This is a genomic window from Pontibacter sp. GD7 (genome assembly GCF_058216375.1).
Map to the genome: position 1 here is coordinate 215,105 of NZ_JBYZMP010000006.1, position 25,666 is coordinate 240,770.

23 protein-coding genes and 1 pseudogene are annotated in these 25,666 nt (G+C 48.5%); 14 read left to right on the forward strand and 10 right to left on the reverse strand.

Annotated elements, in window-relative coordinates:
* Nucleotides 1-2 precede the first annotated feature (2 nt).
* From AC4BAP_RS11605 to rny, 3 genes are all read left to right on the forward strand, one after another.
* Nucleotides 3-299 (forward strand): hypothetical protein, encoded by a 297-nt coding sequence (locus AC4BAP_RS11605; RefSeq protein WP_490582818.1) that lies wholly within the window; start codon nucleotides 3-5, stop codon nucleotides 297-299.
* A 76-nt stretch (nucleotides 300-375) separates the two neighbouring features.
* Nucleotides 376-666, forward strand: coding sequence for a cell division protein ZapA (locus tag AC4BAP_RS11610; protein ID WP_490582819.1), 291 nt, complete (start codon nucleotides 376-378; stop codon nucleotides 664-666).
* A 120-nt stretch (nucleotides 667-786) separates the two neighbouring features.
* Nucleotides 787-2,352 carry a ribonuclease Y gene (gene rny / locus AC4BAP_RS11615; RefSeq protein ID WP_490582820.1) on the forward strand — a complete coding sequence of 522 codons (1,566 nt, stop codon included), beginning with the start codon at nucleotides 787-789 and terminating at the stop codon, nucleotides 2,350-2,352.
* Between the two features lie 748 nt (nucleotides 2,353-3,100).
* Here rny and AC4BAP_RS11620 read toward each other — a convergent pair.
* Nucleotides 3,101-4,045: a hydrogen peroxide-inducible genes activator gene (locus AC4BAP_RS11620; protein WP_490582821.1), complete on the reverse strand. Its 945-nt coding sequence runs from the start codon at nucleotides 4,043-4,045 to the stop codon at nucleotides 3,101-3,103.
* A 154-nt stretch (nucleotides 4,046-4,199) separates the two neighbouring features.
* On the opposite strand from AC4BAP_RS11620, the gene AC4BAP_RS11625 reads away from it, so the two are divergent.
* On the forward strand, nucleotides 4,200-4,673 hold the full coding sequence (locus tag AC4BAP_RS11625) for a Dps family protein (protein WP_490582822.1): 474 nt from the start codon (nucleotides 4,200-4,202) through the stop codon (nucleotides 4,671-4,673).
* An 86-nt stretch (nucleotides 4,674-4,759) separates the two neighbouring features.
* Here the strand turns inward: AC4BAP_RS11625 and sucD are convergent, their stop codons facing one another.
* Nucleotides 4,760-5,650, reverse strand: coding sequence for a succinate--CoA ligase subunit alpha (sucD, locus tag AC4BAP_RS11630; RefSeq protein ID WP_490582823.1), 891 nt, complete (start codon nucleotides 5,648-5,650; stop codon nucleotides 4,760-4,762).
* A 314-nt stretch (nucleotides 5,651-5,964) separates the two neighbouring features.
* Here sucD and AC4BAP_RS11635 point away from each other — a divergent pair.
* A pseudogene (locus tag AC4BAP_RS11635) lies at nucleotides 5,965-6,948 on the forward strand (PLP-dependent cysteine synthase family protein); the annotation flags it as partial.
* 222 nt (nucleotides 6,949-7,170) lie between these two features.
* Nucleotides 7,171-7,593: a response regulator gene (locus tag AC4BAP_RS11640; RefSeq protein WP_490582824.1), complete on the forward strand. Its 423-nt coding sequence runs from the start codon at nucleotides 7,171-7,173 to the stop codon at nucleotides 7,591-7,593.
* A 127-nt stretch (nucleotides 7,594-7,720) separates the two neighbouring features.
* Here AC4BAP_RS11640 and AC4BAP_RS11645 read toward each other — a convergent pair whose 3' ends face one another.
* Nucleotides 7,721-8,569: a sulfite exporter TauE/SafE family protein gene (locus AC4BAP_RS11645; RefSeq protein WP_490582825.1), complete on the reverse strand. Its 849-nt coding sequence runs from the start codon at nucleotides 8,567-8,569 to the stop codon at nucleotides 7,721-7,723.
* A gap of 52 nt (nucleotides 8,570-8,621) precedes the next feature.
* Nucleotides 8,622-10,256, reverse strand: coding sequence for an adenine deaminase (ade, locus tag AC4BAP_RS11650; RefSeq protein WP_490582826.1), 1,635 nt, complete (start codon nucleotides 10,254-10,256; stop codon nucleotides 8,622-8,624).
* A gap of 262 nt (nucleotides 10,257-10,518) precedes the next feature.
* On the opposite strand from ade, the gene cmk reads away from it, so the two are divergent.
* The 8 genes from cmk to AC4BAP_RS11690 all read left to right on the forward strand — a co-directional run bounded on the left by cmk (nucleotide 10,519) and on the right by AC4BAP_RS11690 (nucleotide 17,471).
* A complete protein-coding gene (cmk, locus tag AC4BAP_RS11655) occupies nucleotides 10,519-11,241 on the forward strand; it encodes a (d)CMP kinase (RefSeq protein WP_490582827.1) in 723 nt (240 codons plus the stop codon).
* Nucleotides 11,238-12,128 (forward strand): 4-hydroxy-3-methylbut-2-enyl diphosphate reductase, encoded by an 891-nt coding sequence (locus tag AC4BAP_RS11660; protein ID WP_490582828.1) that lies wholly within the window; start codon nucleotides 11,238-11,240, stop codon nucleotides 12,126-12,128. The genes cmk and AC4BAP_RS11660 overlap by 4 nt, the downstream gene beginning before the upstream one ends.
* 75 nt (nucleotides 12,129-12,203) lie before the next feature.
* On the forward strand, nucleotides 12,204-12,746 hold the full coding sequence (locus AC4BAP_RS11665; RefSeq protein ID WP_490582829.1) for a DUF502 domain-containing protein: 543 nt from the start codon (nucleotides 12,204-12,206) through the stop codon (nucleotides 12,744-12,746).
* Nucleotides 12,747-12,929: 183 nt separating this feature from the next.
* Complete coding sequence (locus AC4BAP_RS11670; protein ID WP_490582830.1) at nucleotides 12,930-13,742, forward strand: alpha/beta fold hydrolase; 813 nt, start codon at nucleotides 12,930-12,932, stop codon at nucleotides 13,740-13,742.
* A 79-nt stretch (nucleotides 13,743-13,821) separates the two neighbouring features.
* A complete protein-coding gene (locus AC4BAP_RS11675) occupies nucleotides 13,822-15,003 on the forward strand; it encodes a PQQ-dependent sugar dehydrogenase (RefSeq protein ID WP_490582831.1) in 1,182 nt (393 codons plus the stop codon).
* 132 nt (nucleotides 15,004-15,135) lie between these two features.
* The gene (locus AC4BAP_RS11680) at nucleotides 15,136-15,621 is read left to right on the forward strand and encodes an ATP-dependent zinc protease family protein (RefSeq protein ID WP_490582832.1); all 486 of its coding nucleotides are present in this window, start codon (nucleotides 15,136-15,138) and stop codon (nucleotides 15,619-15,621) included.
* 4 nt (nucleotides 15,622-15,625) lie between these two features.
* Nucleotides 15,626-16,528 carry a 30S ribosomal protein S6--L-glutamate ligase gene (gene rimK, locus AC4BAP_RS11685; protein WP_490582833.1) on the forward strand — a complete coding sequence of 301 codons (903 nt, stop codon included), beginning with the start codon at nucleotides 15,626-15,628 and terminating at the stop codon, nucleotides 16,526-16,528.
* A 1-nt stretch (nucleotide 16,529) separates the two neighbouring features.
* Complete coding sequence (locus AC4BAP_RS11690) at nucleotides 16,530-17,471, forward strand: succinylglutamate desuccinylase/aspartoacylase family protein (protein WP_490582834.1); 942 nt, start codon at nucleotides 16,530-16,532, stop codon at nucleotides 17,469-17,471.
* Nucleotides 17,472-18,028: 557 nt separating this feature from the next.
* Here the strand turns inward: AC4BAP_RS11690 and AC4BAP_RS11695 are convergent.
* The 6 genes from AC4BAP_RS11695 to AC4BAP_RS11720 form a co-directional block, all read right to left on the reverse strand.
* Nucleotides 18,029-18,520, reverse strand: coding sequence for a hypothetical protein (locus AC4BAP_RS11695; protein WP_490582835.1), 492 nt, complete (start codon nucleotides 18,518-18,520; stop codon nucleotides 18,029-18,031).
* A gap of 114 nt (nucleotides 18,521-18,634) precedes the next feature.
* A complete protein-coding gene (locus AC4BAP_RS11700; RefSeq protein WP_490582836.1) occupies nucleotides 18,635-19,420 on the reverse strand; it encodes an SAM-dependent methyltransferase in 786 nt (261 codons plus the stop codon).
* 42 nt (nucleotides 19,421-19,462) lie between these two features.
* Entirely contained in the window at nucleotides 19,463-20,134 is a 672-nt protein-coding gene (locus tag AC4BAP_RS11705) for an oxidoreductase (RefSeq protein ID WP_490582837.1), read from the reverse strand.
* 9 nt (nucleotides 20,135-20,143) lie between these two features.
* Nucleotides 20,144-22,597, reverse strand: a complete 2,454-nt coding sequence (locus AC4BAP_RS11710; RefSeq protein ID WP_490582838.1) for a DUF5916 domain-containing protein — start codon at nucleotides 22,595-22,597, stop codon at nucleotides 20,144-20,146.
* A gap of 74 nt (nucleotides 22,598-22,671) precedes the next feature.
* Nucleotides 22,672-23,508, reverse strand: a complete 837-nt coding sequence (locus AC4BAP_RS11715; protein ID WP_490582839.1) for a CvfB family protein — start codon at nucleotides 23,506-23,508, stop codon at nucleotides 22,672-22,674.
* 183 nt (nucleotides 23,509-23,691) lie between these two features.
* On the reverse strand, nucleotides 23,692-25,587 hold the full coding sequence (locus AC4BAP_RS11720) for a BamA/TamA family outer membrane protein (RefSeq protein WP_490582840.1): 1,896 nt from the start codon (nucleotides 25,585-25,587) through the stop codon (nucleotides 23,692-23,694).
* Nucleotides 25,588-25,666 lie beyond the last annotated feature (79 nt).

Consider the following 25,666-nt stretch of genomic DNA (forward strand, 5'->3'; position numbering starts at 1 on the left):
TTATGCCAAAAGAAGCACAATTACAACAACTCCAGCATATTGAAGATAAACTTCGCAAGCTGATCTCACGCTACACCGATGTAAAGCAGAAGCTTACGCAGGCCCAGGAAGAAATTAAGTTTCTGGAGGGTTTGGTGCAGGAGAAGGAACAGCAAATAAAAAATTTTCAAAATCAGGAGAATATTGTTAAAATTGTAGATGCGATAGCAGGAAATACTGCAAATTCGACAGAGCTAAAGCTCAAACTAAACGAATACATTAGAGAAATTGATAAGTGTATCGCATACTTACAAGACTAAGCACCAGATGGTAAAGCTCCTTTAGAGCCTTACCGGAAAGTTGAGAAAGTATGCATCACCATAAAAAACGCAACGGATGGGTGAATTATCTATAAAGATTCGCATCGCGGAACGCGAGTATCCGATGCGGGTAAAAGAGGAGGAAGAGGAAAGATTAAGAGCTGTTGGAAAAATACTGAACGAGCGTCTTCGTTTTTACAAGGACCAGTTCGGAATTCAGGACAAACAGGATTTGCTGGCTATGGTGGCTTTTGAAACCATGGTAGAGAAAATAAAGATGGAGGAGGAGAAATCTGCTCACTTCACTAAAGTTGGCCAGCAACTTAATGTACTCGATGAACTCCTGTCATCATCTGCTAATAAATAGGCTATTGTAAAAACTTATACTTTATAATCAGCTTATACTTTCGTTTAGGACCCTGAGCCTGAACCCTATCTTTTTGCAGGCACCGGCTATACGTTTTTATCAACCATAAAACTTATAGTTATGCCCAATATCCTTTTAATTATAGTAACGGCCGTCGTAGCGCTCGGAGTGGGCGTATACATTGGCCGTTCGCTGCTGCAAAAGATCTACAAGCAGCAGGAGGACGACGCGCGCCAGCGTGCCAAAAACATCATCCGCGAAGCCGAGATCAACGGTGAGAGCATCATGAAAGACCGCATCCTGGAGGCCAAGGAAAAATACCTGAAGCTGAAGTCGGAGTTCGAGGAGGAGATGAACAAGAAAAAGAACATCATCATCCAGAATGAGAACAAAGTGAAGCAGCGCGAGCAGCATGTTTCGAAGCAGATGGAAGAGGCCAAGCGCAAGGAAAACGAACTGAACAAGGAAAAGGAACACCTTAACCTGCAGTTGGAGCACCTTAAAAAGCGCAAGGAAGAGGTAGAGCAGCAGCACGAGGAAGTGGTGGCACAGCTGGAGAAGATTGCCGGACTGACTGCTTCTGAGGCCCGCGAGCAACTAGTGGAGGCTTTGAAAAACGAAGCTACTACGCAGGCATCCTCGCATATTAAAGACATTGTGGCCCAGGCCAAACTTACCGCTACAAAAGAGGCCAAAAAGATCGTTATCGAGACCATCCAGCGTACAGCCGCGGAGCATGCCATCGAGAACTGCGTTTCGGTGTTTAACATCGAGAGCGACGATATTAAAGGCAAGATCATTGGCCGTGAAGGTCGTAACATCCGTGCCTTAGAGGCTGCTACTGGTGTTGAGATCATCGTGGACGACACGCCAGAGGCAATCATCATTTCAGGCTTTGATCCGGTTCGCCGTGAGATAGCACGCCTTTCGCTGCACCGCCTTGTTGCTGATGGACGTATTCACCCGGCCCGTATAGAGGAGGTGGTTGCCAAAACCCGCAAGAACATTGAAGAGGAGATCGTGGAGATCGGTGAGCGTACCGCCATCGACCTTGGTATCCATGGTCTGCACCCAGAGCTGATTAAAATGGTTGGTCGTATGCGTTTCCGTTCGTCTTATGGCCAAAACCTTCTGCAGCACTCACGTGAGGTAGCAAACCTTTGCGCCACTATGGCTGCCGAACTTGGCCTGAACGTGAAGCACGCGAAACGCGCCGGCTTACTACACGACATTGGTAAAGTAACGCCAGACGAGCCGGAATTACCGCACGCCATCATTGGTATGGAGCTTGCCAAGAAGTATAAGGAGCATCCGGATGTTTGTAACTCCATCGGTGCCCACCACGATGAGATCGAAATGACTGCGATGATATCTCCGTTGGTACAGGCCTGCGATGCCATCTCTGGCTCAAGACCAGGTGCACGCCGCGAGATCATGGAGTCTTACATCAAGCGCTTAAAAGAACTGGAAGAAACTGCCATCTCGTTTGAGGGTGTGAACCAGTGCTATGCTATCCAGGCTGGCCGTGAGCTGCGCGTGATGGTTGATGCCGAAAACGTGTCTGACGACAAGGCAGCACAGATCTCATTCGATATCTCGCAGAAGATCGAGAAGGAAATGCAGTATCCTGGCCAGATCAAGATCACGGTTATCCGTGAGATGCGCGCCATCAGCTACGCAAAGTAAGTTCTTAGCCCAAGTATAAATTAAGGTTCAACCGCCTGCTACGTTTGTGGCAGGCGGTTTTTCTTTGACCGGTGATTAAGGGGATTAGATTGATTTTGGGATTTGCTGGGTCCAACTACTTCAGCCCATTCAGAAGCACATCCGGGACCGTAGACTAACCAAAACGGAAGTTTCTATGAACGATTACACACCCCTGCGCCCCTCTCGAGAGGGGAATCTCTGCAAAGCCGGGTCTAACCACCCCTACCTCTCCTTGTCAAAGGAGGGGAATTTTTAGTGAACGATTGACACACCCCTACCCCTCTCAAGAGGGGAATTTTTGCTATTACTTTAGCCAAAGTATAAAATTCATAGCTTCGGCTATTCCTCGGACAGTTCGCGACCCAATGCCGTCAACTTAAGGATTTTTTAAAGCTGATTCGGACATCCTTGTCCGAATCTTTTTCTGCTGCGGACTTCCTAGTCCGCGCATTACAGTAACACGGGGATTAGGAAATCCTCGTCAGAAAGCTTCCGGACTGAGAAGTCCGAAAGAGCTGTTTCCTAAAGTTGACTGCATTGGGTCGCGACCTGTCCCTACCAATCAAGATTTATACTTTCTTGCGAGTTGTTAAAGGTTTCAACTATGTTAGGAAGTATAAATCCCCGCTTGGAGCGCAGCAGTATATGGAATAGGTACACTTAGAATAAGAACTCTGCACTACCAATATACCCCCTCCTGTTTTTAGGAGGGGGCAGGGGGAGGTAACTACTTCACAGCCACTACTTTTTCTTTCTTCCTGTTTCGGATATCTTCCGGAATCGAGGCGATGATCTCTTGCTGGAGCGCTTCAATCAGTTTCTTCTTTAGAAAACTTCGGTGTACGGCCAGGCTTACTTCGCGCAGGGGTTGCGGGTCCTGGAATAAGTGCACCAGCTGTCGTTTTTGCTCAGGCATGTCCAGAACAGAGAGCTCGGGGAGCAGGGTGAGGCCGTGCTGCGTTTCTACTATGCGCTTCAGCGTTTCCAGAGAGCCGCTTTTATAATCAAAGTTGTGGCTTTGGGAGGCTTTGGGTTTGTTGCTGCGGTTGCAGATGTTCAGGACCTGGCTTCTGAAGCAATGCCCCTCGTTAAGCACCCACAGTTCATCCATGTCCAGCTGACCGGGCTTAATGGTTTTATTTTGTGCAAGATGATGATCAGGGTTGATATATGAAACGAAGGCCTCATAGAACAAGGGTATCTCTTTTATACTTTTATCCTCAAGGGGAGTCACCAGCAAGCCCACATCCAGCAGTTCCAGCTTTAGCTTTTCCATTATCTGGTCTGTGAGCATCTCCTGCACTGTAATATGCACGTTAGGGTACTTCTCCAGAAAGCCTGTAATGAAAAGTGGAATAAGATAGGGAGCCAGGGTAGGTATCACACCTATCTTTAATTCGCCGGCCAGTTCCTGTTTCTGGCCCTGCACGATCTCCTGTATCTTTTTAGACTCAGCAAGTATAACACGGGCCTGCGCGATGATCTCCTTCCCGATCTCTGTTGGCCTTACGGGTACGCGACTGCGGTCAAATAATTGTACGCCCAGCGCATCCTCGAGCTTCTGTAACTGCATACTTAGGGTAGGTTGAGTTACAAAGCAATGCTCGGCGGCTGTGGCAAAATGGCGGTGTGTATCTACGGCAACCAGGTATTCCAGCTGAACTAAGGTCATGTTTTAAAGTATAAAAAGCAGATGCCTGTGATTTTGATAACAAAAGTATGAAATAGAAGTTATCAATATAAGTATAATATTTATCAATTTGACTTATAAGGCATATTTAAGGAATTTTGTAGAATACCGTTTATAATAAAATTACGAAAGAACTATGGAGAAACTAACTCAGATCGGATTGCAGAAAGCCGATAGCAGGGAAATAGGTGAAAAGCTTAACGAACTGCTGGCCAATTACCATTTATACTACCAAAACCTGCGCGGCTTCCACTGGAACATCAAAGGGGTGCACTTTTTTCAGTTGCACGCCAAGTTTGAGGAGCTTTACAACAATGCCCTTACCAGAATCGATGAAATTGCAGAACGCATCCTCACGATTGGGCAAGCGCCGCTGCATACTTTCTCGGATTATGTGCGTGTGGCAAGTATAAAAGAGGCGGGTAGCCTGAGCGGCGATATGGAAACGGTGCAGGCCACGCACGATAACCTTACCGTACTGCTGAACCTTGAGCGTGAGATATTGAGTATGGCCGCTGAGACTGGGGATGAAGGGACTGTTAGCCTGATAAGCGAAGACATAAACGAGAACGAGAAAACCCTCTGGATGCTGAATGCTTTCCTGAGTTAAACTATAGCACACAATAAAAAGAAGAAGGCTGCCTTTTGGGGCAGCCTTCTTTATGCTTTATACTTTAAAAGTATAGCAGGTCTGAATTAAGCAGTGATGCCAGCTTCCTGAAGTGCTTTTACCATCGCCTCACCGATCTCGGCAGGAGACTCAACCACATGGATGCCATTCTCACGCATGATCTTCATTTTAGCAGCAGCAGTATCATCAGCACCACCTACAATGGCGCCAGCGTGGCCCATACGGCGACCAGCAGGAGCTGTCTGGCCAGCAATGAAACCTACTACAGGCTTTCTGTTGCCAGTTTCGCTGATATACTTCGCAGCCATTGCCTCGTAGTTACCACCGATCTCACCGATCATCACGATCGCGTCAGTCTCAGGGTCGTTCATCAGCATTTCAACAGCATTTTTAGTAGGCGTGCCAATAATTGGGTCACCACCGATACCGATAGCTGTAGAGATACCTAAACCGGCTTTCACGATCTGGTCAGCGGCCTCGTACGTTAACGTACCAGACTTAGACACGATACCGATACGGCCTGGCTTGAACACGAAACCTGGCATGATACCAACTTTCGCCTCGCCTGGCGTGATAACACCCGGGCAGTTTGGTCCGATAAGTGTAATGTCTTTGCCTTTCAGGTAATTTTTAGCCACTACCATGTCTTTTACAGGGATACCCTCCGTAATAGCCACGATTACCTTGATGCCAGCATCAGCAGCTTCCATGATGGCGTCTGCAGCGAAAGCAGGCGGAACGAAAATGATGGATACGTCTGCACCGGTTCTTTTAACAGCCTCTTCTACTGTGTTGAAAACAGGAAGGTCTAAGTGGTTGTTGCCACCTTTGCCTGGAGTTACACCACCTACTACGTTGGTGCCGTACTCGATCATTTGAGAAGCGTGGAAAGAACCCTCTGAGCCAGTGAAGCCCTGTACGATCACTTTCGAATCTTTATTTACTAAAACACTCATGTGTATCTTTTTTAGTTTTTAAAAACAGGTCGAACTATAAGGATGTGCAAAAATAGGCTTTTTTGTGGGGCATACAAAAAATAGTTAAAGCTAATATAGCAAGCTTTTTTACCTGGCCCCGAAAGAGGCAGCATCAGGCAGGCGGCTTTGGGTAAAATGCTGCCTGCTAGTATTTAATGCATACGGGTTTCCAGTTTGAGCCATAACATCCTTCGGTTTAAACTTCATCATCACTGTAATCCGGAGTTATACTATGCACCGTTTCTTTTTGTATTAAATTCTTAACTTTGCACCGAAATTTAAAACTGCACTAAATGAAATACCTTAATCATATTACCGAAGCTATCGGAAACACACCTCTTGTAAAGCTGAATAAAGTTACAGACGGTATAAAAGCCACTGTACTGGCCAAGGTGGAGTACATGAACCCCGGCAACTCCGTAAAGGACCGTATGGCCATCAGAATGATTGAAGACGCTGAGAAAGCGGGCATCCTGAAACCAGGCGGCACCATTATAGAGGGTACATCGGGCAACACAGGCATGGGCCTTGCCCTGGCTGCCATCGCGAAAGGCTACAAGTGCATTTTTACGCTGGCCGACAAGCAGAGCAAAGAGAAAATGGATATCCTGCGTGCAGTGGGAGCTGAGGTAATTGTTTGCCCTACCAACGTAGCACCGGAGCACCCGGATTCTTACTACTCGGTGGCAAAGCGCCTGAACAAGGAAATCCCGAACTCATTTTACCCGAACCAGTACGATAACCTGTCTAACTGGAAAGCGCACTACGAAAGCACCGGACCAGAGATCTGGGAGCAGACAGACGGCAAGATAACGCACTTTATTACAGGTGTAGGCACAGGCGGCACGGTTACGGGTATCTCTACTTACCTGAAAGAGAAGAACCCTGCCATTAAAACGATCGGTATCGATACGTATGGCTCGGTATTCAAGAAGTATAAAGAGACCGGAATTTTCGACGAGAATGAGATTTACTCTTATGCCACTGAGGGCATAGGCGAAGACATTCTGCCAAAGAACGTTAACTTCGACATGATCGACGAATTTGTGAAGGTAACTGACAAGGACGGTGCCGTGATGACACGCAGACTGGCAAGCGAGGAAGGCCTGTTTGTGGGCTGGTCTAGCGGAACGGCTGTGTATGGCGCTTTAGAGTATGCCCGCGAGAATAACCTGACAGAGAACGACGTGATTGTTGTGTTGCTGCCAGACCACGGTACACGCTATCTGGGTAAAATCTATAACGACGACTGGATGCGTGCCCAGGGGTACATTGACTAAGCTACAGGTAATAAAGTAATTGCCTGTTTTAAAAAGAGCCTTGATCCATAAATCAGGCTCTTTTTATATTTATAAAAGGAGGTGCGTTGTTATAACTTTGCACAAATGATTTTTCATAACCACAATATTGTATAGCTTTGCTGAATGCCACATGATCTTAAACGCCGTAAAAGCGTAGAGGAAAGGCATTGATTTTATACTTTAACTCAACTGTTCATCATGAAAAAGTTATCCGGGGTTTTGCTTATTGATGACGACGAAACAACAAATTTCCTGAACCGCCGCTTGCTGGAGAGGCTGGAGGTGACTGACAATATCCGCACCTTTGTGAATGGCAAGCAGGCCTTTGATTATTTGTACAACGTCAGCAATAACAACTACGACCCAGGCAACAAGGATTACTTTCAGCCGGAACTGATCTTCCTGGATATTAACATGCCCGTGATGGATGGCTTTGAGATGCTGGACCTGTACGAACGCCTTAATGCGGATTTCAGAAAGAAGATCGTGATGGCAGTGCTTACAAGCTCTACACACCCCCAGGATACCGAAACTTCTAAAAAGTATGCAGCAGAGTACCTGACAAAGCCACTAAGTATAGAGAAAGTGAAAGGGCTGCTTACAAAGTATTTCCAGAACTAAATTTAACACGAAGTATAACAGCAAAGGGCCGGCTCAAATCAGAGCCGGCCCTTTGTTTTATAGTATAAAGTATAAGTTGATCTTATGCTAAGGATTTATCCGGCTCTGATACCTGTATGCCACGGCGCTAAAAAGAAAAGCCAAAGTTAGATTTTATAGCCAGGTTTAGCAGCACGCCAAATCCCGCCAGAAAAAGCCCGATACCGATCAGTCGTTCCATTTTTAAGCCCTGTGGGTTGCGCCTTTTCTTTACCAGGTTGCCGCCCAGTGCACCCAGCGCAAAAGCCGCCACCAATGGCAAGGCACGGCTCCACATTACGTTGCCCAGCAAAAAGTGACTTATAAAGCCGGTAAAGCTGGTGATGACAAGTATAAACAGCGAAGTTGACGTAGCGATCTGGTGCGGTATCCGGAACAGCTTGATCATGGCTGGCGTTTGCACAAAGCCCCCGCCAATTCCAAAAAGCCCTGCCATTACACCTGAAATAAACCCGAAAGCAGAAACTAGCCCGCCATTAAGCCTGTACGCGATGTGCTTTGCCCTGTTCTTACGGATAAAGGAAGTAGGTACCCTGCGCATGCGGTACATCATCCCGGAACGTTTAGAGCGTACTTTTTTCTTTTTAGGGGCAAACATGGTGGCCCCAATGGCAACCACAAACAGAGCAAACACAAACTGCAGCTTAAATACCGGCAAAAAGGCCACCATAAAAGCGCCCAGCACAGTGCCCACCACTGCCGGCAGCTGAATCAGGGTGCCCACCACATAATCTATACTTCTGTCACGGAGGTTAAACACAGAGGCAATAATGGATGCCGGCACCAGCGAGGCCATCGTGGACCCAATGGCGATCTCGATGTTAAAGCCGAAGAAGATGATAAGTATAGGCACCATGAACACCCCGCCGCCAAACCCGATGATGGTGCCGAATGCGCTTACCAGCATGCCAACCAGAAAAAGGATGAGCTCCTCCATTTATTGCAGCCCTAAGGCTATACTTTATACTTTGAAATCAACGGCGTGCCAACTACTCTGCTAATGGTACAAACTGAAACACGTCGCCATTAAACAACCCTTTGTCGCTGAGTTTAAGTGAGGGTATTACGAGCAGGGCCATAAAAGATAACGTCATGAAAGGCGATGCTAGTTTACTGCCCATCTCCTTGCTCATCTTATCAATGGCTGAGTATGCCTCTGCCACTTTGTAACCATCCTGCGCCGACATGATGCCCGCCACCGGTAAGGGCAGCAACTCTTCTTTGCCCAAGCCAACAGCAGCTACACCACCCTTTGCTTTTATGATCATGTTCACGGCTCGGGTAATGCAGGCATCGTCTACGCCAATGGCAATAATATTGTGGGAGTCGTGGCCCACCGACGAGGCAATGGCGCCCTCTTTTAAGCCAATGTTTTTAATAAACGCCACAGCCGGAATGGTGTTCTCGTAACGGTTTACAACGGCCACTTTTAAAACGTCCTGCTCCACATCCGAAACTATAAAGCCGTTGTGCACCTTGGGCGTGGCCCATGCCTCTTTAGTGATCAGTTGTCCGTCGTATGCCTCTATCACGCGTATCTTGTGAGCATCGCCTACAGGTATTTCAAACTGCTGCGGCACCTTCACGTCCGTGTCAAAGTTGTTTACCTCCTCGCTTTCCGAAAACGCAATGTTAGTTCTACCCTGCTCGGCCACTAACTCCCCGTTTATGTAGGTTGCCTGTATGTTAAAGTCCTCTGGGTTATCGATAAGTATAAAATCTGCCGGGTCGCCTTCCTGCAGCAGGCCTACGTCCAGTTTATAGTGCAGAACCGGGTTTACGCAGGCTGCCCACAACACATGGTATAAATCATTTCCCTTTTCCAAGGCGCGCTTTACCAGCAGGTTTATGTGGCCTTCCACCAGGTTGTCCGGGTGCTTGTCGTCGGAGCAGAACATGATGTTCTGGTAATGTTCTGGCAACAGCGGAATCAGGGCCTCGAAGTTTTTGGCAGCGCTGCCTTCGCGTATCAGTATCTTCATGCCAACGGCCAGCTTGTCCAGGGCCTCTTCAGCGGTAAAGCACTCGTGGTCGGTGGTGATGCCGGTTGCCGCATACAGTGCTGCCTGTTCGCCACGCAGGCCGGGTGCGTGTCCATCTACGGCTTTGCCGTAACGTTGCGCCAGCGCGATCTTCTCCATCACATCCGGGTCGCGGTTTAGTACGCCGGGCCAGTTCATCATCTCTGCCAAGTACTTTACTTCTTCCCGCTGAAACAATTTCTCTATGTCAGCTGCCGTTATCTCGGCGCCGGCTGTTTCGAAAGGGGTGGCCGGCACGCAGGATGGAGCGCCAAAGTAAAACTTAAAAGGTACCTTGTTGCCATTCTCGATCATATACTCCACGCCCTCCAGGCCCAGCACGTTGCCGATTTCGTGTGGGTCTGATACAGTGGCCACAGTGCCATGCGGAACTGCAAGGCGTGCAAATTCGCAGGGTACCAGCATCGAGCTTTCCACGTGCACATGGGCATCCACGAAGCCGGGTAAAATATAATTGGTAGAGGTAGTTTCCTCACGAACTATTTTAGAAATGCGGCCGTTTGAAACATGGACTGTGCCAGCGTATGTTTCTTGCTGTTGTATATCGATGATATGTCCGGAAACGGTGAAGTCTGCGTGCATGGTGTTGTGCTTTGTTACGATAAATTGCCTTGTTATAAGGCTTAAAACGGTAAATTACTTTATATTTGCGTTAAATTCAGTCGTTTTGAGAAAGTATATTTCATATTTGGTTTTAGCAAGCTTTCTGGCCACAGGTACGTTGGCTGGTTGCTCCAACAAAACACCTCAGCAAAAAAAGACGGCTAAGTACCAGAAAAAGAGCAAGCGCGGCAAACAACCCTGCCCTTGCGATTCAAATTAATTCCCCAATATTTTTCTCTTTATGAAGAAGATCGTAATCGCACTCGACGGCTACTCCTCTTGTGGTAAAAGTACAACAGCCAAAATGGTGGCCGCCGACCTGGGCTACGCCTACATTGATACCGGCGCCATGTACCGTGCGGTTACATTATACTTTCTGGAGCACCATGTTTCGCTTACTAACCCTAAGGAAATTAAGGAGGCTCTGAACAACATCGAGATAGAATTTCATTACAACCCTAAGACCAAGCGCAACGAGGTTTTCCTGAATGGCCTGAATGTTGAAGATGAGATCCGGAAGATGTATATCTCGAACCAGGTAAGCGAGGTAAGCGTAGTGCCCGAGGTACGTCGCGCCATGGTGGCACAGCAGCAGAAAATGGGCCGTAAGCGTGGCGTGGTAATGGATGGCAGGGATATCGGTACGGCTGTGTTCCCGGATGCCGAGGTAAAGATATTCATGACTGCCGACGTGGACACACGTGCCAAGCGCAGACAGGTAGAGTTGCTGGAGAAAAAGCAACTGGTAAACCTGGATGAGATAAAGGAGAACCTGCTGAAGCGCGACCTGATCGACTCTACGAGGGCAGAGAGCCCTTTGCGCAGAGCTGATGATGCCGCTTTGCTGGATACCTCGCACATGACCATCGACGAGCAGGTTGACTTTGTGCTGGAGCATGCCACATCTGCTTTGCTAGGGTATGAGGAGAAGGCCGCTAATAAAATTGAAGTAAAAGAATCATGAAGGTAACCATTGATAAGAACTCAGGCTATTGCTTTGGCGTGGAATTCGCCATACAAATGGCCGAAGACGAAATGGAAAACTGTGAGGAGCTTTATTGCCTGGGCGATATCGTGCATAACAGCATGGAGGTGCAGCGACTTTATGAAAAAGGACTCCGTATTATCGAGCGTGATCAGCTTAAAGAGCTTCGTGATTGCAAAGTACTGATCAGGGCACACGGTGAGCCGCCTGAAACATATAAATTGGCTCTTGAGAATAACATCGAGCTTATCGATGCTTCATGCCCTGTGGTGTTGAAGCTACAAAACCGTGTAAAGCACGCCTATGACAGTGGCCGCAGCGAGAACAGCCAGATCGTGATTTACGGGCAAGTGGGCCACGCCGAGGTAATTGGTCTTGCGGGCCAGACCGGCGATGAAGCCATCATCGTTACTACGGAAGCAGACCTGGAGAAAATAGACTTTACGCGTCCGGTTACCCTGTTTAGCCAGACCACCAAAAGCACGAAGGGCTTTTACCATATCAAGGAACTGATCGAGGAGCGTATAAAGCAGGCCAACGCAGACAGCACGCAACCGGCCTTTAACGCCAACGACAGCATTTGCCGCCAGGTATCTAACCGTGAGCCGCAGCTTGCCAAATTCTCAACAGAGCATGATGTGCTGGTATTTGTAAGCGGCAAGAAAAGCTCGAACGGAAAGGCCCTTTACAGCGTATGCAAGCAGCACAACCCGAACAGCTACTTTGTAGAAAACGAGCAGGAACTACAGCCAGAGTGGTTTGAGGGTGTGCAGAGCGTGGGCATCTGTGGTGCTACCTCTACGCCAATGTGGTTGATGCAGCGTGTTGCAACGTACATTGAAAATTTAAGTCTGGCCGAAGTATAAGTATAGCGTTTATACTATAAAGCATTTTTGCTAATTTAGGCTTTGCTTCGGCAAAGCCTTTTTTTTGACCTTACAATGAAAAACCTATTCCGATATTTTCTTAACGGGCTTCTGATAATTGCCCCATTCACTATTACCGTCTGGATCGTGGTAGCCATCATAGACTGGCTGAACGGTTTGTTCGACCTGGGCATTCCGGGTCTGGGTATCCTGATTATGGTGGTGCTGCTAACGCTGGTTGGCTATATAGGGTCCTCGTTTTTAGTGAAGCCCTTTTTTATAATCACAGAGAGGCTCTTTCACAAAGTCCCGCTGGTAAGCATCATCTACTCCAGTATTAAAGACCTGTTTGATGCCTTTGTGGGAGATAACCAGAAGTTTAATAAGCCGGTTATGGTAAAGATGTCTGAAGATTCTGAGAACTGTAAGCTAGGGTTCGTAACCCAGGATGCCATTATCAGCTTCGATTGTCAGGATAAAGTGGCCGTATACTTTCCGCACTCCTATAACTTCTCCGGTGAGCTTTTTCTCGTACCGATCCGTAACGTAACATTTCTGGATGCCCCTAGCAGCGAAGTAATGAAATTCATCGTATCAGGGGGAGTTTCTAAACTTTAATTGTTAAATGGTTTAATTGTTTAATGGTTTAATTGTTGATTTTCGTAAGATGACATCTATTGATGTATGGTATGAATAACACCGGAAACAACGAAGACAAAGTATAGCCTCACTTAACCATCCAACAATTTAAACCATTAAACCATCTAACAATTAAGCAATTTAACAATCAACAATTAAACAATGCCTTACATCCTTAAAAACGGCTCCAAGCTTCATTACCGTGTAATTGGGCACGGGGATAAGCCTTTGCTGGCTTTTCATGGGTATGGGCAAAGCAGCGCATACTACCAAAGTATGGAGCGGGCATTGGGCAGCGACTATACCATCTATGCTTTCGACCTGTTTTTTCATGGGGGGAGCACTTTGCATAAAAAAAGCCTGCCGCTAACAAAACCATACCTCAAGGAGTTTATACTTCACTTCCTCAGGAAGTATAAGCTGGAGAAATTCTCGTTGATGGGTTTTAGCATGGGCGGCAAGTTTGCGCTTACCCTGGTAGAGACCATGCCTGAACGCATTGAGGAACTTTTCCTGATCGCGCCGGACGGTATCAAAACAAGTTTCTGGTACAACATCGCCACTTATCCGGGCTGGTTGCAGCAACTGTTCAAGCGCACGGTGGTAAAGCCGGAGTTTTTCTTTGGCCTGTTGCGCATGCTTGACAAGTATAACATGGTGCATAAAAGCCTGATCCGGTTTGCCCATTTCCAGATGGACAGCACGGCCAAGCGTCTGCGCGTGTACCGCAGTTGGATAGGCTTCCGGGAACTGAATTTTGATATCCGGCAGATAGTAGGCCTGCTCAACAAGCACGAAGTACCGGTAACCATGTTTCTCGGAGAGTATGACCAGATCATTACGCCAAAGCGTGTAGGTGTTTTTGTAAAAGCCCTGAACCAGGGAGAACTGGTAGTGCTGAAAGCCGGACACTCTAACCTGCTGAGTGATGTGGCAGATCTGCTGCACGAGCGGAAACAAAAGCAGAAAACCTGACAAAGGGTTTCAGATCAGGAAGTAACCTGAGGCCGCTTTATACTTATACTATAACTTTAGCTAAACCTTTCATTATACCATGAACATGCCGATCAGTCTGTTATGGGGTAGTTTGCTGTTGCTTACAGCCAGCTGCTCCTCTGATAATACCACCACCGACAGAAGTGAAAATACAGAAGTAGTTGCCGAAAACCCTGTGGCATCTCCGGAGCCTGCTGATGAGAAGCTGGCCAAAATAAAACTACCCGCCGGCTTTAAGATAGACTATTATGCCAAAAACGTGAAAAATGCCCGCTCTATGGCATTAAGTCCATCGGGTATCCTGTTTGTAGGCACGCGCAGCAACGACAAGGTGTTTGCCATCGTGGACAAGAACAAAGACGGCAGGGCAGAAGAAGTAGTGGAGGTAGCCTCTGGCCTGAACACGCCCAACGGGGTGGCTTTGCGCAACGGCGATTTGTATGTGGCAGAGATAAACCGTGTGCTTCGGTTCCCGAATATTGAGCGCACCTTCCGGGATAAGCCAAAGTATGAGGTGGTAAATGACAAGCTGCCAACCGAGCGCCATCATGGCTGGAAGTATATCGCTTTCGGGCCCGATGGCAAGCTGTACGTGCCGGTTGGTGCCCCTTGCAACATCTGCGAAAACCGTGACAAGCCCATCTACGCCAGCATTGCACGCATGAACCCCGATGGCTCCGGACTAGAGGTGTATGCCCATGGCGTGCGCAATACCGTTGGCTTCGACTGGCACCCTAAAACCAGAAATCTATACTTTACCGACAACGGCCGCGACATGCTGGGAGACAACATTCCACCGGATGAACTTAACCGCGCCACTGCCAAAGGCCAGCATTTTGGGTACCCTTATTGCCACGGCAGCGATATAAAGGACCCTGAGTTTGGAGACAAGCGCAGCTGCGGCGAGTTTATAAAGCCAGTTCAGAAGCTGGGGCCGCACGTGGCCGCTTTGGGCATGAAGTTCTATACAGGCAACATGTTCCCGAAGGAGTATAAGAACAAGGTACTGATTGCAGAGCATGGCTCCTGGAACCGCTCCCAAAAGTCTGGCTACAGGGTAATGCAGGTCAACTTGGATGCCAACGGAAAAGCCACGTCTTATGAGCCGTTTGCCGAAGGGTGGCTGCAAGGTGAGAACGACTGGGGCCGCCCTGTGGATGTGCTGGTAATGCCAGACGGAGCGCTGCTGGTTTCCGACGATAAGAACGATGCCATTTACCGGATCAGCTATAATAGATAATTACGAATTATGAATTATGAATGATGAATTGGGCTTGCTTTGAACAGGGGTTAATAGCCCGGTTTATACTTTTATGAAAAAATCTAATTCATAATTCGTAATTCATACTTCAGAATTCCTAATTTGCCCTTGATGAGAGCAGATAAGACAGAAAAACCTAAAACAGAGAAAAAGCTTATTGGGCGGCGGGAACTGGTTTCGTTTCCGGAGCTGGACATAGAGGATGTTGAGGCCAAAATTGACACAGGTGCTTTTACTTCCGCCATCCATTGCTCCGACATACATGAAGAGACAAAACCCGACGGTACCAAAGTAATTTGCCTGGACCTGCTGGACCCCTCGCACCCGCAATACAACCACAAAAAGCTGGAGTTTGCCGAGTACGAGCTGCGCGAGATCAAAAGCTCAATAGGGGAGAAGCAGGAGCGTTTCGTGATCAAGACCAAGATCAGGCTTTACGACGAAACAATAGAGGCTGAGTTCTCGCTTTCGGACCGCAGCGACATGAAGTATCCGGTGCTTATCGGCAGAAAATTGTTAAAAGGGCGGTTTATTGTTGATGTTTCCCGTAAAAACGTCGCACAGAAGTATAAAATCAAACAACAGCAGAATAAGTAATTCCATGAAGATAGCCATACTCTCCCGTAACCCAAAGCTATACTCTACCCGCCGCCTGGTGGAGGCCGCGGAGCAGCGGGGGCACGAAGCCATTGTGTTAGACCACCTGCGCTGCGACCTTGTGATCGAGCAGGGCGACCCGCACATTCTTTATAAAGGCGAACGCCTGACAGACATTGACGCCGTTATCCCAAGAATTGGTGCATCGGTTACCTTTTATGGTACGGCCGTGGTGCGCCAGTTTGAGATGATGAAAGTGAAAAGCGCGGTTGAGTCGCAGGGTATTGTGCGCTCCAGGGACAAACTGCGCTCCTTGCAGATCCTTTCCAGGGCAGGACTGGGCATGCCTAAAACAGCATTCACCAACTATTCCAAAGAAACATCAGAGCTGGTGAAGGAAGTGGGCGGCGCTCCGCTGGTAATTAAGTTGCTGGAGGGCACGCAAGGTTTGGGTGTAGTGCTGGCCGAGACCAGAAAGGCAGCAGAGTCTGTGATTGAGGCATTCCATAACCTGAAGGCGCGCATTATTGTGCAGGAGTTTATTGCCGAGGCTGGTGGTGCCGATATCCGCGCGTTTATAGTAAACGGCGAGGTAGTGGGAGCCATGAAGCGCCAGGGCAAAGAGGGCGAATTCCGTTCTAACCTGCACCGTGGCGGCAAGGCATCTCTTATCAAATTAACCCGCCAGGAAAAGGCTGCTGCCCTGCTGGCCGCAAAGTCACTTGGCCTGGGCGTAGCCGGCGTAGACATGCTGCAGTCTAAACGTGGGCCGCTTATACTTGAGGTAAATTCCTCGCCGGGCTTAGAGGGTATTGAGCGAGCCACACAAAAAGACATCGCCTCCAAAATTATAGAGTACGTTGAAGGGCTGATCCAGAAAAAGCCGAAGAAGAGAGTAAAAGAATAGCATGCCCGAAGCAATTGTAATCAACGGTAGAAGTATAGACCGTGGTGAGAAGGTGCTTACAAAGCTGGTAATCAGTAAACTACCCAGCGGCACCGTAATAGATATTCCTGTTTATGTTTTTCGGTCTGTGCACGATGGGCCGGTGGTGCTGCTGATGGCCGGCATGCACGGCGATGAGGTAAATGGCACGGAGATCATCCGGAGAATGCTGTCTAAAAAGATGCTCTACCCACTAAAAGGTACCATCATAGCAGTGCCGGTGTTAAATATTTATGGCTTCCTGAACTTCTCAAGAGAGGTGCCGGACGGTAAAGACGTGAACCGGAGCTTCCCGGGTAACCGCGACGGCTCACTTGCTAGCCGTGTGGCGCACCGCTTTATGAAGGAGGTAATGCCTTACGTGGACTACGGCCTCGATTTCCATACCGGAGGCTCCAGCCGGGCCAATTACCCACAGATACGCTGCGTGCTCAGCGATTATAGGAACGAAGAGCTTGCCAAAGCGTTTGCCGCTCCCTTTATCATGAACGCGCCTTACCGACAGGGGTCGCTGCGAAAAGAGGCCGGAAAGCTGGGCAAATCCATACTTGTGTATGAAACCGGAGAAAGCCTGCGCTTTGACGAGAAAGGTATAAACATGGGCATTGAGGGCACTTGCCGTGTGCTGCACCACCTGGGCATGATGGCAAACCACACAGAGCCGTCAGAGCCAAGCATCGTGTGCATGAAAGACATCTGGGTTCGTGCTAAAAACGCCGGCTTGTGGCGCACCTCCATCAAAATTGGCGAGTATGTGAAGAAGAACCAGCAGGTAGGAAGTATAACCGACCCTTACGGTGAAATGGAAGTAAGGCTGAATGCGCCTGCGGCAGGCTATATTGTTGGCTTAAACAACATGCCTGTTGTAAACCAGGGCGACGCCTTGCTGCACATTGCCTGGTAAGCTAATCAGACCACGGATTAATGGCTGGGTCTTTTTCATTCTAATAAAAATTGAAAAAACTTCTGTCATTCTGTTAAGTTTTAACCCCGAACTTGATTCGGGGAAACTTGTGAGAGAAAGAGGGCCCCTACCCCCGGAGGTTAAGCTTGTCCTCCCAGCCACCAAGATCCTTCCAGGATGACAAAAAAATAGAGTGAAACGACTCTAGGGTTAATGGGGGGCTGACCACAGATTAATGGGGATTAAGTTGATTTAGCGTGATTAATTCTGTTGCAAGTATGCAGATGCTATACTTATCGATATAAAAGCTGTTTAGGGTTTTGGTTAAAAGAAATCGACCCGTCATTGCTGGTGTTTTTCACCAACAATATAAGGCACTGGCTATTATACTTGCTGGTGATAACACGCAGCAAGGGCAGGCAGTATGGATTTTAATAAACTCTAAACAGGCTCATAGAATTTAAAAAGGCCTTGCTATACTTTAGCAAGGCCTTTTTATACTTTAACGGCTGTGTAGTTTAGCAATTAAACAATGTAGCCATCAACCATTCATCAGATTAAAACACATAACGCACGTGCAGGGCGCTGTCCCAGAAGCCGCCGCCAGATGGAATGTTGATGTATGGCTTAATGTCGGCGCCGATCGTGAAAGGGATATCGCGGATGTAGTACTCCAGGCCAAGTATGCCGTCAACGCCTAAAGCCACCACGTTATCTTGGTAATGCTTGTGACCGTAGTCGTAGTAGTGGCGGCCCTCATGGAAACCAACGTGACCACCCAGACCATAGTACCACAGTAAGCCTTTTGCATTGAAGGCCTGCGCGTGTTTCTCATAAAGCACTGTGATAACTGTGCCGCGGTGCCTGAAGTTTGTGCTTAAAATACCCTCGATGGCAGCATCGCTTTTGATAAAGTGTTTAACAGTGAGGCCAGAGGCAATACCACCTCTAAAGCCGATGCCTGTAGAGTAGCCACTCTGTGCTTTTGCAGCAACAGTAACACTAAGCAACAGAGCCAGTGCAATTGTCAAGCGTAGTAAAGTTTTCATTTAATTATTAAAAAATTGAAAAATTGTCATTCGCCTCGCCTGCTAAAAAGGCATCAGGGCGGGCAAAATTAATACTTCTAACGGAGTAACAAACGAATATTGTATAAGGGAGGATTAATTTTTTAGTTCAACTTTATAGTCCTGCAGGTAAACCGACTTTTTGGTGCGCTGACCTATAATTTTAAAGAAGGAAATAAAGTGCTGCGTATCAAGTTGGAGGGCTTTGGCAAAAGGGTCCTCATCTTCAGCATCCTTAAAGTCTTTGATATAGTTTTCCCGTACCAGTTCGGCCTCGTCTAAATATTTGGCGGCCTGTATGTCTACCAGGCCGGTTTTTTCCCAGAGTTTTTTCCACCAGTCTATGGTGTGCACAAAGTACCAGTAGTTCTGGTAGTCCTCTTTCAGAAAACCAGGCACCTGGTCCAGCGACTCGATCTCTTTTGTGAAGCAAACATCCACAATGGCAATGCAACCACCCGGTTTTATGAAGCGGGCAATATATGGCAGGTATTTTTCGTCGGTCCCGAAGTAAGTATAAGAGTCTACCACAATCACCACGTCAAAATACTCTTCGGCAAAGGGCAGGGCGCGGGCATCGGCTTCCAAAGGTATCACCAGGTCCTCGCATGCTTCTTCGCGTATGCGGTGGTAATTGTCGCTGGCCGACACGGCCTCGTCTACGGCCCATACTTTAACACCGAATTCCTTTGCCAGAAAAATAGAGCTGATGGCCTTGCCGCAACCCAGGTCCAGCACACGCATGCCTGGTTTAAGGTCCAGCGATTTGGTAAGGCTTTCGAGGTTAAACAAAACGTTTTCGCCCATAGAGTGCTTGCGTACCCACTCCGGGTCGTACTGGGATGCTTTCGGGAATATATGCTGTAAGTGTTGTGCCTGCATGTTGGTTTAAGTATATGCAAGCAACTTACGGCATAGTATAGGCTACAGTTTAGCGCCTAATGCGGCAATTTCGTCGGAGGAATGGATAAATAAGCCCTTTTGTTGCTGTGATGCCACCTGCAGCATGGCTTTCGCCACGGTTTCGGCCTCGATGGGCTTATACTTTTTCAGTGGCCCCACCATCAGGTTGCTTAGGGGCTTCATGATCTTGGAGGCCAGTTCCTCTCCGGTGCGGTGTTCCTCCCGGTCGCCAAGCAGCAAGGATGGCCGGAGTATGTGCACAGTTTCAAAGCCCAGTTGCTGAATATCCCGCTCCATCTCGCCCTTAACCTTATTGTAAAATATCATGGAGTTGGCATCGGCACCCATGGCGGAGACAACTATAAACTGCGAGGCGCCTTTGTTTGCAGTTATCCTGGCCAGGTCCAGCACATATGTATGGTCTACTTTGTAGAAAGCCTCTTTGGAGCCGGCTTGTTTAATGGTAGTGCCCAGGCAGCAGTACACGTCATCCACGGCCAGGTCGGGGGCATAACTTGCCAGCTTATTAAAGTCTATGATCTTTTGCTCCAGCTTCGGGTGTATCAGGGGCAGGTCGCGCCGGCCCACAGAGATAACCTGGCTGTATCGGTCGCTTTTGAGCAGCAGCTCCAGGCAGTGTCCGCCTACCAATCCGCTGGCTCCGGCAATAAGTGCGTATCGTACTTTCTGCATAAAATTGGCTTATGCAGAAAGTACGTTTTTAATGGCTATATAGTCTATGAAGTATAGTAGCTTAACCGAAAAATTATTGTTTTGCGGTGCCTGCATGGTGCGCGACAGGTTGTCGAAATATTGAGGCGTTATCGTGTTGGTTCTCTCCTGTATCGCATTCTTCCAGACAACACGCAACTCGCTGCCAGGTGCAAAGCGCCAGGTATACACCAGGTCAATGTTAAAAATGTTCGTGTTAATATCATCTACAGTGGCAGCGGATGGCTGTAACAAGCCTTTGTCCGTTAAGCTGTAAAACGAATCATACTCGGCCCTGAACCAGTAATGGCGCATGTTAAGCGAAAGCCCGGTTTTGTTATTGAATGTGTAAGTGCCGTTTAACGTAGTTGTCAGCACATTCAGGTCACGGTCTCCGAAAATAACATCACTCCCCATTTTCCTGGCATACCCGATGTTGTTCTTCTCGATGCTATAGTTATAGCCGTTTATAAGCAGCAGCCTGTCGTTTACCCTGAACCTTGGGTTAATGCTTGCCCACCAGTTGCTCTGGTTATAGCGCCTGGACTCCCAGTGCCCCAAATTTGCATCAAAGGCCAAACGTTTACGGTAATCTGTTGAGATGCCGCTGCTTGCTTCGAACGCTGGTGGCTTTACAAAAACTCTCGGAAAAGATCGTGCTTCAAAATAATCATATGCGTTTCCGGGCCTCACAGACCAGTTGGCATAGGCAGTTGTAAAGCTTCGGAACTTAACCGAGTGCCCACCGCCGATATTCATACTTACAAACTCACGTGGGGCATACAACATGCTATGGTTCACGTTAAGGCGATTATTCCAGGTCAGGAACTTCCATACAGGCTGGTAGAAGTTATACTGTACCTGTGCCGAGGTGCTTACTTCGTTGTTATTTCTGATAAAGCCCAGATCATTTATATCATACTTGTCCGACTCCACATTGTGGCTCAGGTTATACTTGAAGTTACCGCTTATCTTGGCTAAGTTGATGTTGTACTGATGGCCAAGCGTTACATCCTCTCCCTCAAACTTTCCAAACAGCTGGCTTATGTTGCCACCGGCCCGGATGGCATATGTATTAGACCTGTCTGCAAAGCGTAGCTGCAGGCCTGATACGTTGGCATCGTAAAATTCCTGGGTACGAGTAACGTTGGTATTTGTAAAGGTTACAAAAGAGTTGTTCCGGAAAGTCTGGTCCAGCACAAAAACGTTGTAATTGGTTGTGGGGTCGGTTAAGATCTCTCGTGTTTCGCCTTCCTCGTTTTTGGCGGTGGCAAACATGTTACGGGTGATGGCATTAAAAATGCCTACTCCCAGGCCCTTTCGTGTTCTGCCGGACACTTTGGCCGCATTCACCAGGCTACTAACATCTGGGTTTTCTTCCAGGGTTTCGCCGGTATTTAAAAATGTCCTGGCCTTGCCATACAGAAGAGGCGTACCGCCAATGCGGCGTGAGTAAAACAGCCCGGCTTTATCAAACAACTCAGTGCCCTCGGTAAAGAACTGTCGGTTTTCACTGAACTTGACCTCAAACGGCGACAGGTTCAGTATCTGATTATCAGACTGCGTTTGCCCGAAGTCCGGGATCAGGGTCACATCCAGGGTAAAAGCATCGTTTATGCCATACTTCACGTCCATGCCACCATTAACAGAATAGCCGAGGTTGCTTTTGCCCGGCACATTTGATGGGTAGTGGTTTACATAGCCCGACACGTATGGCGAAAACTGCAGGCGTACCGGCGATTTTATACTTTCGATGCCCACCGTGCGGCCCGACTGGTTTACAAATCCTGCAACAGAGTTATCAACGTGGTTCCAGTAAGATTTCTCGCGGGTGCGGCGGATAATGCGCATGTAGTTTATGCCCCAGGTCTGTACTTCAGCCTTCGGGAAACGGATGGCGCCATATGGTATCCTCATTTCCACGGCCCAGCCCAGGCTGTTGCGTTTCACGCTGCTTGCCCACACGGCATCCCAGTTTTTATCTTCGCGGCCCTGCGATATCTTGATGTCGGTTTGAACACCGGCAGCAGATACCAGAAAGGCAAAGGCGTTCTGCCTGTCGTTGTAGGTGTCCAGGTACACACCAAACATATCCGAGTTGTTCTCGCCGGAGTCGCGGTCGCCTAGCTGGGTAAGTATAGAATCCGGGGCTGTGTCGTAGAGTTGCGCACCAATGTAAATGGCGTCATTATCATACAGCATGTATACTTCGGTTTTCTGCTTAGAGGGTTTGCCGTTTATCGGGTCGAACTGGATAAAGTTAGTGGCAGGCATCACCGTTTGCCATACTTCAGGCTCTAAAACACCATCAACCACCGGCGCCTGTGTGGTGCGCAGCGCTGTGGTGGTTTTGTAACGGGCATTGGCTTCGGGGTTATTACCGGCAGTGGCCATACCGGCAGCTGCACAGAGTGCAGTAAAAAGAAGTAAAAATCTGTATAGCATTATACTTTGCTGCGGCAGCTGTAATCGCAGCTATTAAGGTTAGGTACTCGGTTTAGATCAGGTAATATGGGGTTTTAGCTCAGCCTTATACTGTCTTCGGAGATGGTGATCTGGCCGGCTTTATAAAGGCCTCCGATAGCACGCTTAAAGGTTTTTTTGCTCATGCCCAGTGTCTGGTAGATATCCTCCGGGGTGCTGTTGTCTGAAAGCGGAAGCCAGCCTCTGCCTTCTCTAAGCAGTCGCAGTATCTTCTCAGAGGCCTCGTCAGACTCTGTTTTCTGGGTGGCGCCTGGTTTGCGCAGGGTCACGTCTATCTTATTGTCCGGGCGGATATTCTTGATGAAACCAGTAGCCGTATCGCCGATGCGCAGGTCCTTGAAAACCTCGTTCCGGTAAAGCATGCCCATGTAGTCATTGTTAATGATAACCTTAATGCCGAGGTCTGTGTAGCCTGCTACCAGCAGCTGTACCTCTTCGCCCTCGGTTAACTGTATGTGCTCGTTTTGCAGGTATTTGCCCAGCTTGGAGGTGGCTACCACACGGTCAGAGGCCTCATCCAGGTATAAGTACACGCAGTATTTTTTGCCTACCTGCATTTTGTCTTTTTGATTGTTGAGTGGTACTAGGAGGTCCTTCTCCAATCCCCAGTCCAGGAACGCGCCAAAAGGCGTTACATCGGTGCAGGTAAGGCATGCAAACTGACCCACAGTGGCGTACGGGTGTAAGTTGGTGGCGATCATGCGGTCTTCGGAGTCACGGTAAATAAACACACGCACCTTGTCGCCTACTTGTGCTCCCTCCGGTATATACTTTGTCGGGAGCAGGATGTCGCCGTCCTCAGATGTCAGGTAAACGCCAAAGTCTACTTCGCGTGCTATTTCCAGTTCGTTGTAATCGCCTAATTCTACCATGGTATGCGGTTGTAAAGTATAAAGTGCTGCTGTACAAAGCTACTAAAAAGCATGGCAGACCGAAAGCCTGAACGCCTTATAGTTGGCGTTAGACTGAGCAAAATCTGAAAAGTTTAAAGTAAAGGTCAGAAAGTATAACATTCAGGGATGTGGCCAGCTAATCGTGCTGGTGCACCCGGGCCGTTACCTGAAGTTTGCCACACCGGGCCTGGTAAATCTGAAGTCGGTAAAATCGTAGTATGGGCGCGATGATTCCAGTATCCTGAAGTTGTCGAAGTTTTCGTTTGGTGGCAGTTTAGGGTAATATCCCAGCAGTATCTGTATCGTGCTGAAAGACAGGTACTCGTTCCGGAACCTGAAGCCAATGCCATAGCCTCGGTAAGGCGTGTTCTTGAACGGGGAGCTTTTGTTGCCGGTAGATAGCCAGGCCACATCGGCAAATGCCACGGCTGCTAACCTGAAACCGAACAAGGAGAGGGGCGTGTAAAGGTTGGCCTCGTAGTTGAACGTAACGCGCCGCGAACCGCGCAGCAGCTCTGACCGGAATCCGCGTAAGCCATCCTCGTTGTTTATGGCCAGCAGTTCCTCAGGGTTGCGGTTTATGCCGAAGGTTGCCCTGCCCTGTATGTAGTGCCGCAGCTTCCAGTTGCCCCACTCTTTCAAACCGGTAAAGTATAAGGTCTCCAGTTCCAGCACGCCCTGTTCCCACCTGTCGTCGCGTATAAAAGAGCCCCAGGTGGCGCTGCCGTAAAAGTAGCCGGTTTCGGCGCGGTACTTGGCATAGGAGGTAGATGCCGCGAAATATCTCCTTTCTGTAACATCCCCTTTCTCATAGCCACTTGTAAAAGAAACCAGCGTGCCTGCCGGAATGTCCTCTGTTCTACCAAAGCCAAACAGGTAGCGGTCCTTGTAGTATTTCCGCACACTGTAGCCCACGCTTGCCAGCGTTAAAATATTGCTCTGAAAATTATCCGTCGGAACCTCCGAGTAATTAGTGTTGATCACCCGTAGCCCTACGATCAGGCGTCCGCGGGGCTCGAAGCCCAAATGGTAGGTCTTAAATTTAAATGCACGGCCCAGCCATATATCGGTGCGGTTGTACACCAGGTCGCCATACCGGGGCAGCGTGTCCTGTGGCTCCGGCGGAAGTAGCAATTGTTCCTCTATGGCGGCAAAGCCAACGGCACCGGCATACTTGGTGGTAGTAGAGTAGAAGTCCCGGCGAAGGTAAGCGCTTTTCTCTTTGTAAAAATTCTCGTCGGCATATACCAGGTCTGCGCCTACGTAAGTGCGGCCAATGGTAGGTATGGAGTATGCGCCGTAAACTTCCCAGGGGCGGGGCCTCTCCATGTTAAACCTGTAGGTGCCTCTTACCTGGTGTCCGTAGCCTAAAGAGTTAAGGTCCCGGAGCGATACTTTACCCCTGCCCGAGGAGGGTGTATAGGAGCCGGATCCTCCCTTGCTAAATACGTCTTTCGTAATCACGAACACATCCACGCTGTCGTCGGTGGTGGTTAGCTCGTTTACCACAATGCGGGCATCCAGCAGGTAATCCGTCTGGCGCAGCAAACGCTCCGATTCTACCAGGGCAAGCGGCTCCAGTGGTTGGTTTCTTCTGAACAGGAGTTGGTTGCGAACAAGCCCGCGACTCGTTTTTATGTGAATGGCATTACCGGCCTTCTCCAGGAAATTTCGCGGCACCCTGCTGGAGTCGTTTATCGAATATCCAAATGCATCCAGGGTAACCACATCAAGCCGGCGAACAATTTTGTAGTTGTGCTTCTCGTACTCCTGCTGAATAAGCTCGGCATCCAAGCCATAAACTTCCTCCTCTTTCTTGTCAAACACAAGTATGGCATCCAGCAGTTTGCCCATAATGGTCTTGCGCTCCGACATGCGGCGCAGGTTTTCAAGAATGCGCTCATCAAATTTTTGCTTTACCGTGTCCTGGCGGGTTTCTGTTGAGTCGGTTCTGGGTTTTACGGGGTCCTGTGCCTGGCACACAAAGCTAAACAGCAGTAACAGCCCTACCATAAAAGGGTAGCTCGCCTTTTTATAGAAAGGGTGTGCTGATAGCATAGGTTTTAGTAGCGGGTAAAGGTTTCCTAATATAACGAATATTTACAGTTTCAGAGTTTGCATGTACGGGTTTTTACTG

Coding starts and splice junctions, on each gene's coding strand:
- AC4BAP_RS11720 (WP_490582840.1), bottom strand. CDS start 25,587: ATGCTATCAGCACACCCTTTCTATAAAAAGGCGAGCTACCCTTTTATG.
- AC4BAP_RS11640 (WP_490582824.1), top strand. CDS start 7,171: ATGAAAAAGTTATCCGGGGTTTTGCTTATTGATGACGACGAAACAACA.
- cmk (WP_490582827.1), top strand. CDS start 10,519: ATGAAGAAGATCGTAATCGCACTCGACGGCTACTCCTCTTGTGGTAAA.
- sucD (WP_490582823.1), bottom strand. CDS start 5,650: ATGAGTGTTTTAGTAAATAAAGATTCGAAAGTGATCGTACAGGGCTTC.
- AC4BAP_RS11675 (WP_490582831.1), top strand. CDS start 13,822: ATGAACATGCCGATCAGTCTGTTATGGGGTAGTTTGCTGTTGCTTACA.
- AC4BAP_RS11715 (WP_490582839.1), bottom strand. CDS start 23,508: ATGGTAGAATTAGGCGATTACAACGAACTGGAAATAGCACGCGAAGTA.
- AC4BAP_RS11670 (WP_490582830.1), top strand. CDS start 12,930: ATGCCTTACATCCTTAAAAACGGCTCCAAGCTTCATTACCGTGTAATT.
- rimK (WP_490582833.1), top strand. CDS start 15,626: ATGAAGATAGCCATACTCTCCCGTAACCCAAAGCTATACTCTACCCGC.
- AC4BAP_RS11665 (WP_490582829.1), top strand. CDS start 12,204: ATGAAAAACCTATTCCGATATTTTCTTAACGGGCTTCTGATAATTGCC.
- AC4BAP_RS11620 (WP_490582821.1), bottom strand. CDS start 4,045: ATGACCTTAGTTCAGCTGGAATACCTGGTTGCCGTAGATACACACCGC.
- AC4BAP_RS11645 (WP_490582825.1), bottom strand. CDS start 8,569: ATGGAGGAGCTCATCCTTTTTCTGGTTGGCATGCTGGTAAGCGCATTC.
- ade (WP_490582826.1), bottom strand. CDS start 10,256: ATGCACGCAGACTTCACCGTTTCCGGACATATCATCGATATACAACAG.
- AC4BAP_RS11710 (WP_490582838.1), bottom strand. CDS start 22,597: ATGCTATACAGATTTTTACTTCTTTTTACTGCACTCTGTGCAGCTGCC.
- AC4BAP_RS11610 (WP_490582819.1), top strand. CDS start 376: ATGGGTGAATTATCTATAAAGATTCGCATCGCGGAACGCGAGTATCCG.
- AC4BAP_RS11695 (WP_490582835.1), bottom strand. CDS start 18,520: ATGAAAACTTTACTACGCTTGACAATTGCACTGGCTCTGTTGCTTAGT.
- rny (WP_490582820.1), top strand. CDS start 787: ATGCCCAATATCCTTTTAATTATAGTAACGGCCGTCGTAGCGCTCGGA.
- AC4BAP_RS11605 (WP_490582818.1), top strand. CDS start 3: ATGCCAAAAGAAGCACAATTACAACAACTCCAGCATATTGAAGATAAA.
- AC4BAP_RS11625 (WP_490582822.1), top strand. CDS start 4,200: ATGGAGAAACTAACTCAGATCGGATTGCAGAAAGCCGATAGCAGGGAA.
- AC4BAP_RS11705 (WP_490582837.1), bottom strand. CDS start 20,134: ATGCAGAAAGTACGATACGCACTTATTGCCGGAGCCAGCGGATTGGTA.
- AC4BAP_RS11660 (WP_490582828.1), top strand. CDS start 11,238: ATGAAGGTAACCATTGATAAGAACTCAGGCTATTGCTTTGGCGTGGAA.
- AC4BAP_RS11690 (WP_490582834.1), top strand. CDS start 16,530: ATGCCCGAAGCAATTGTAATCAACGGTAGAAGTATAGACCGTGGTGAG.
- AC4BAP_RS11700 (WP_490582836.1), bottom strand. CDS start 19,420: ATGCAGGCACAACACTTACAGCATATATTCCCGAAAGCATCCCAGTAC.
- AC4BAP_RS11680 (WP_490582832.1), top strand. CDS start 15,136: ATGAGAGCAGATAAGACAGAAAAACCTAAAACAGAGAAAAAGCTTATT.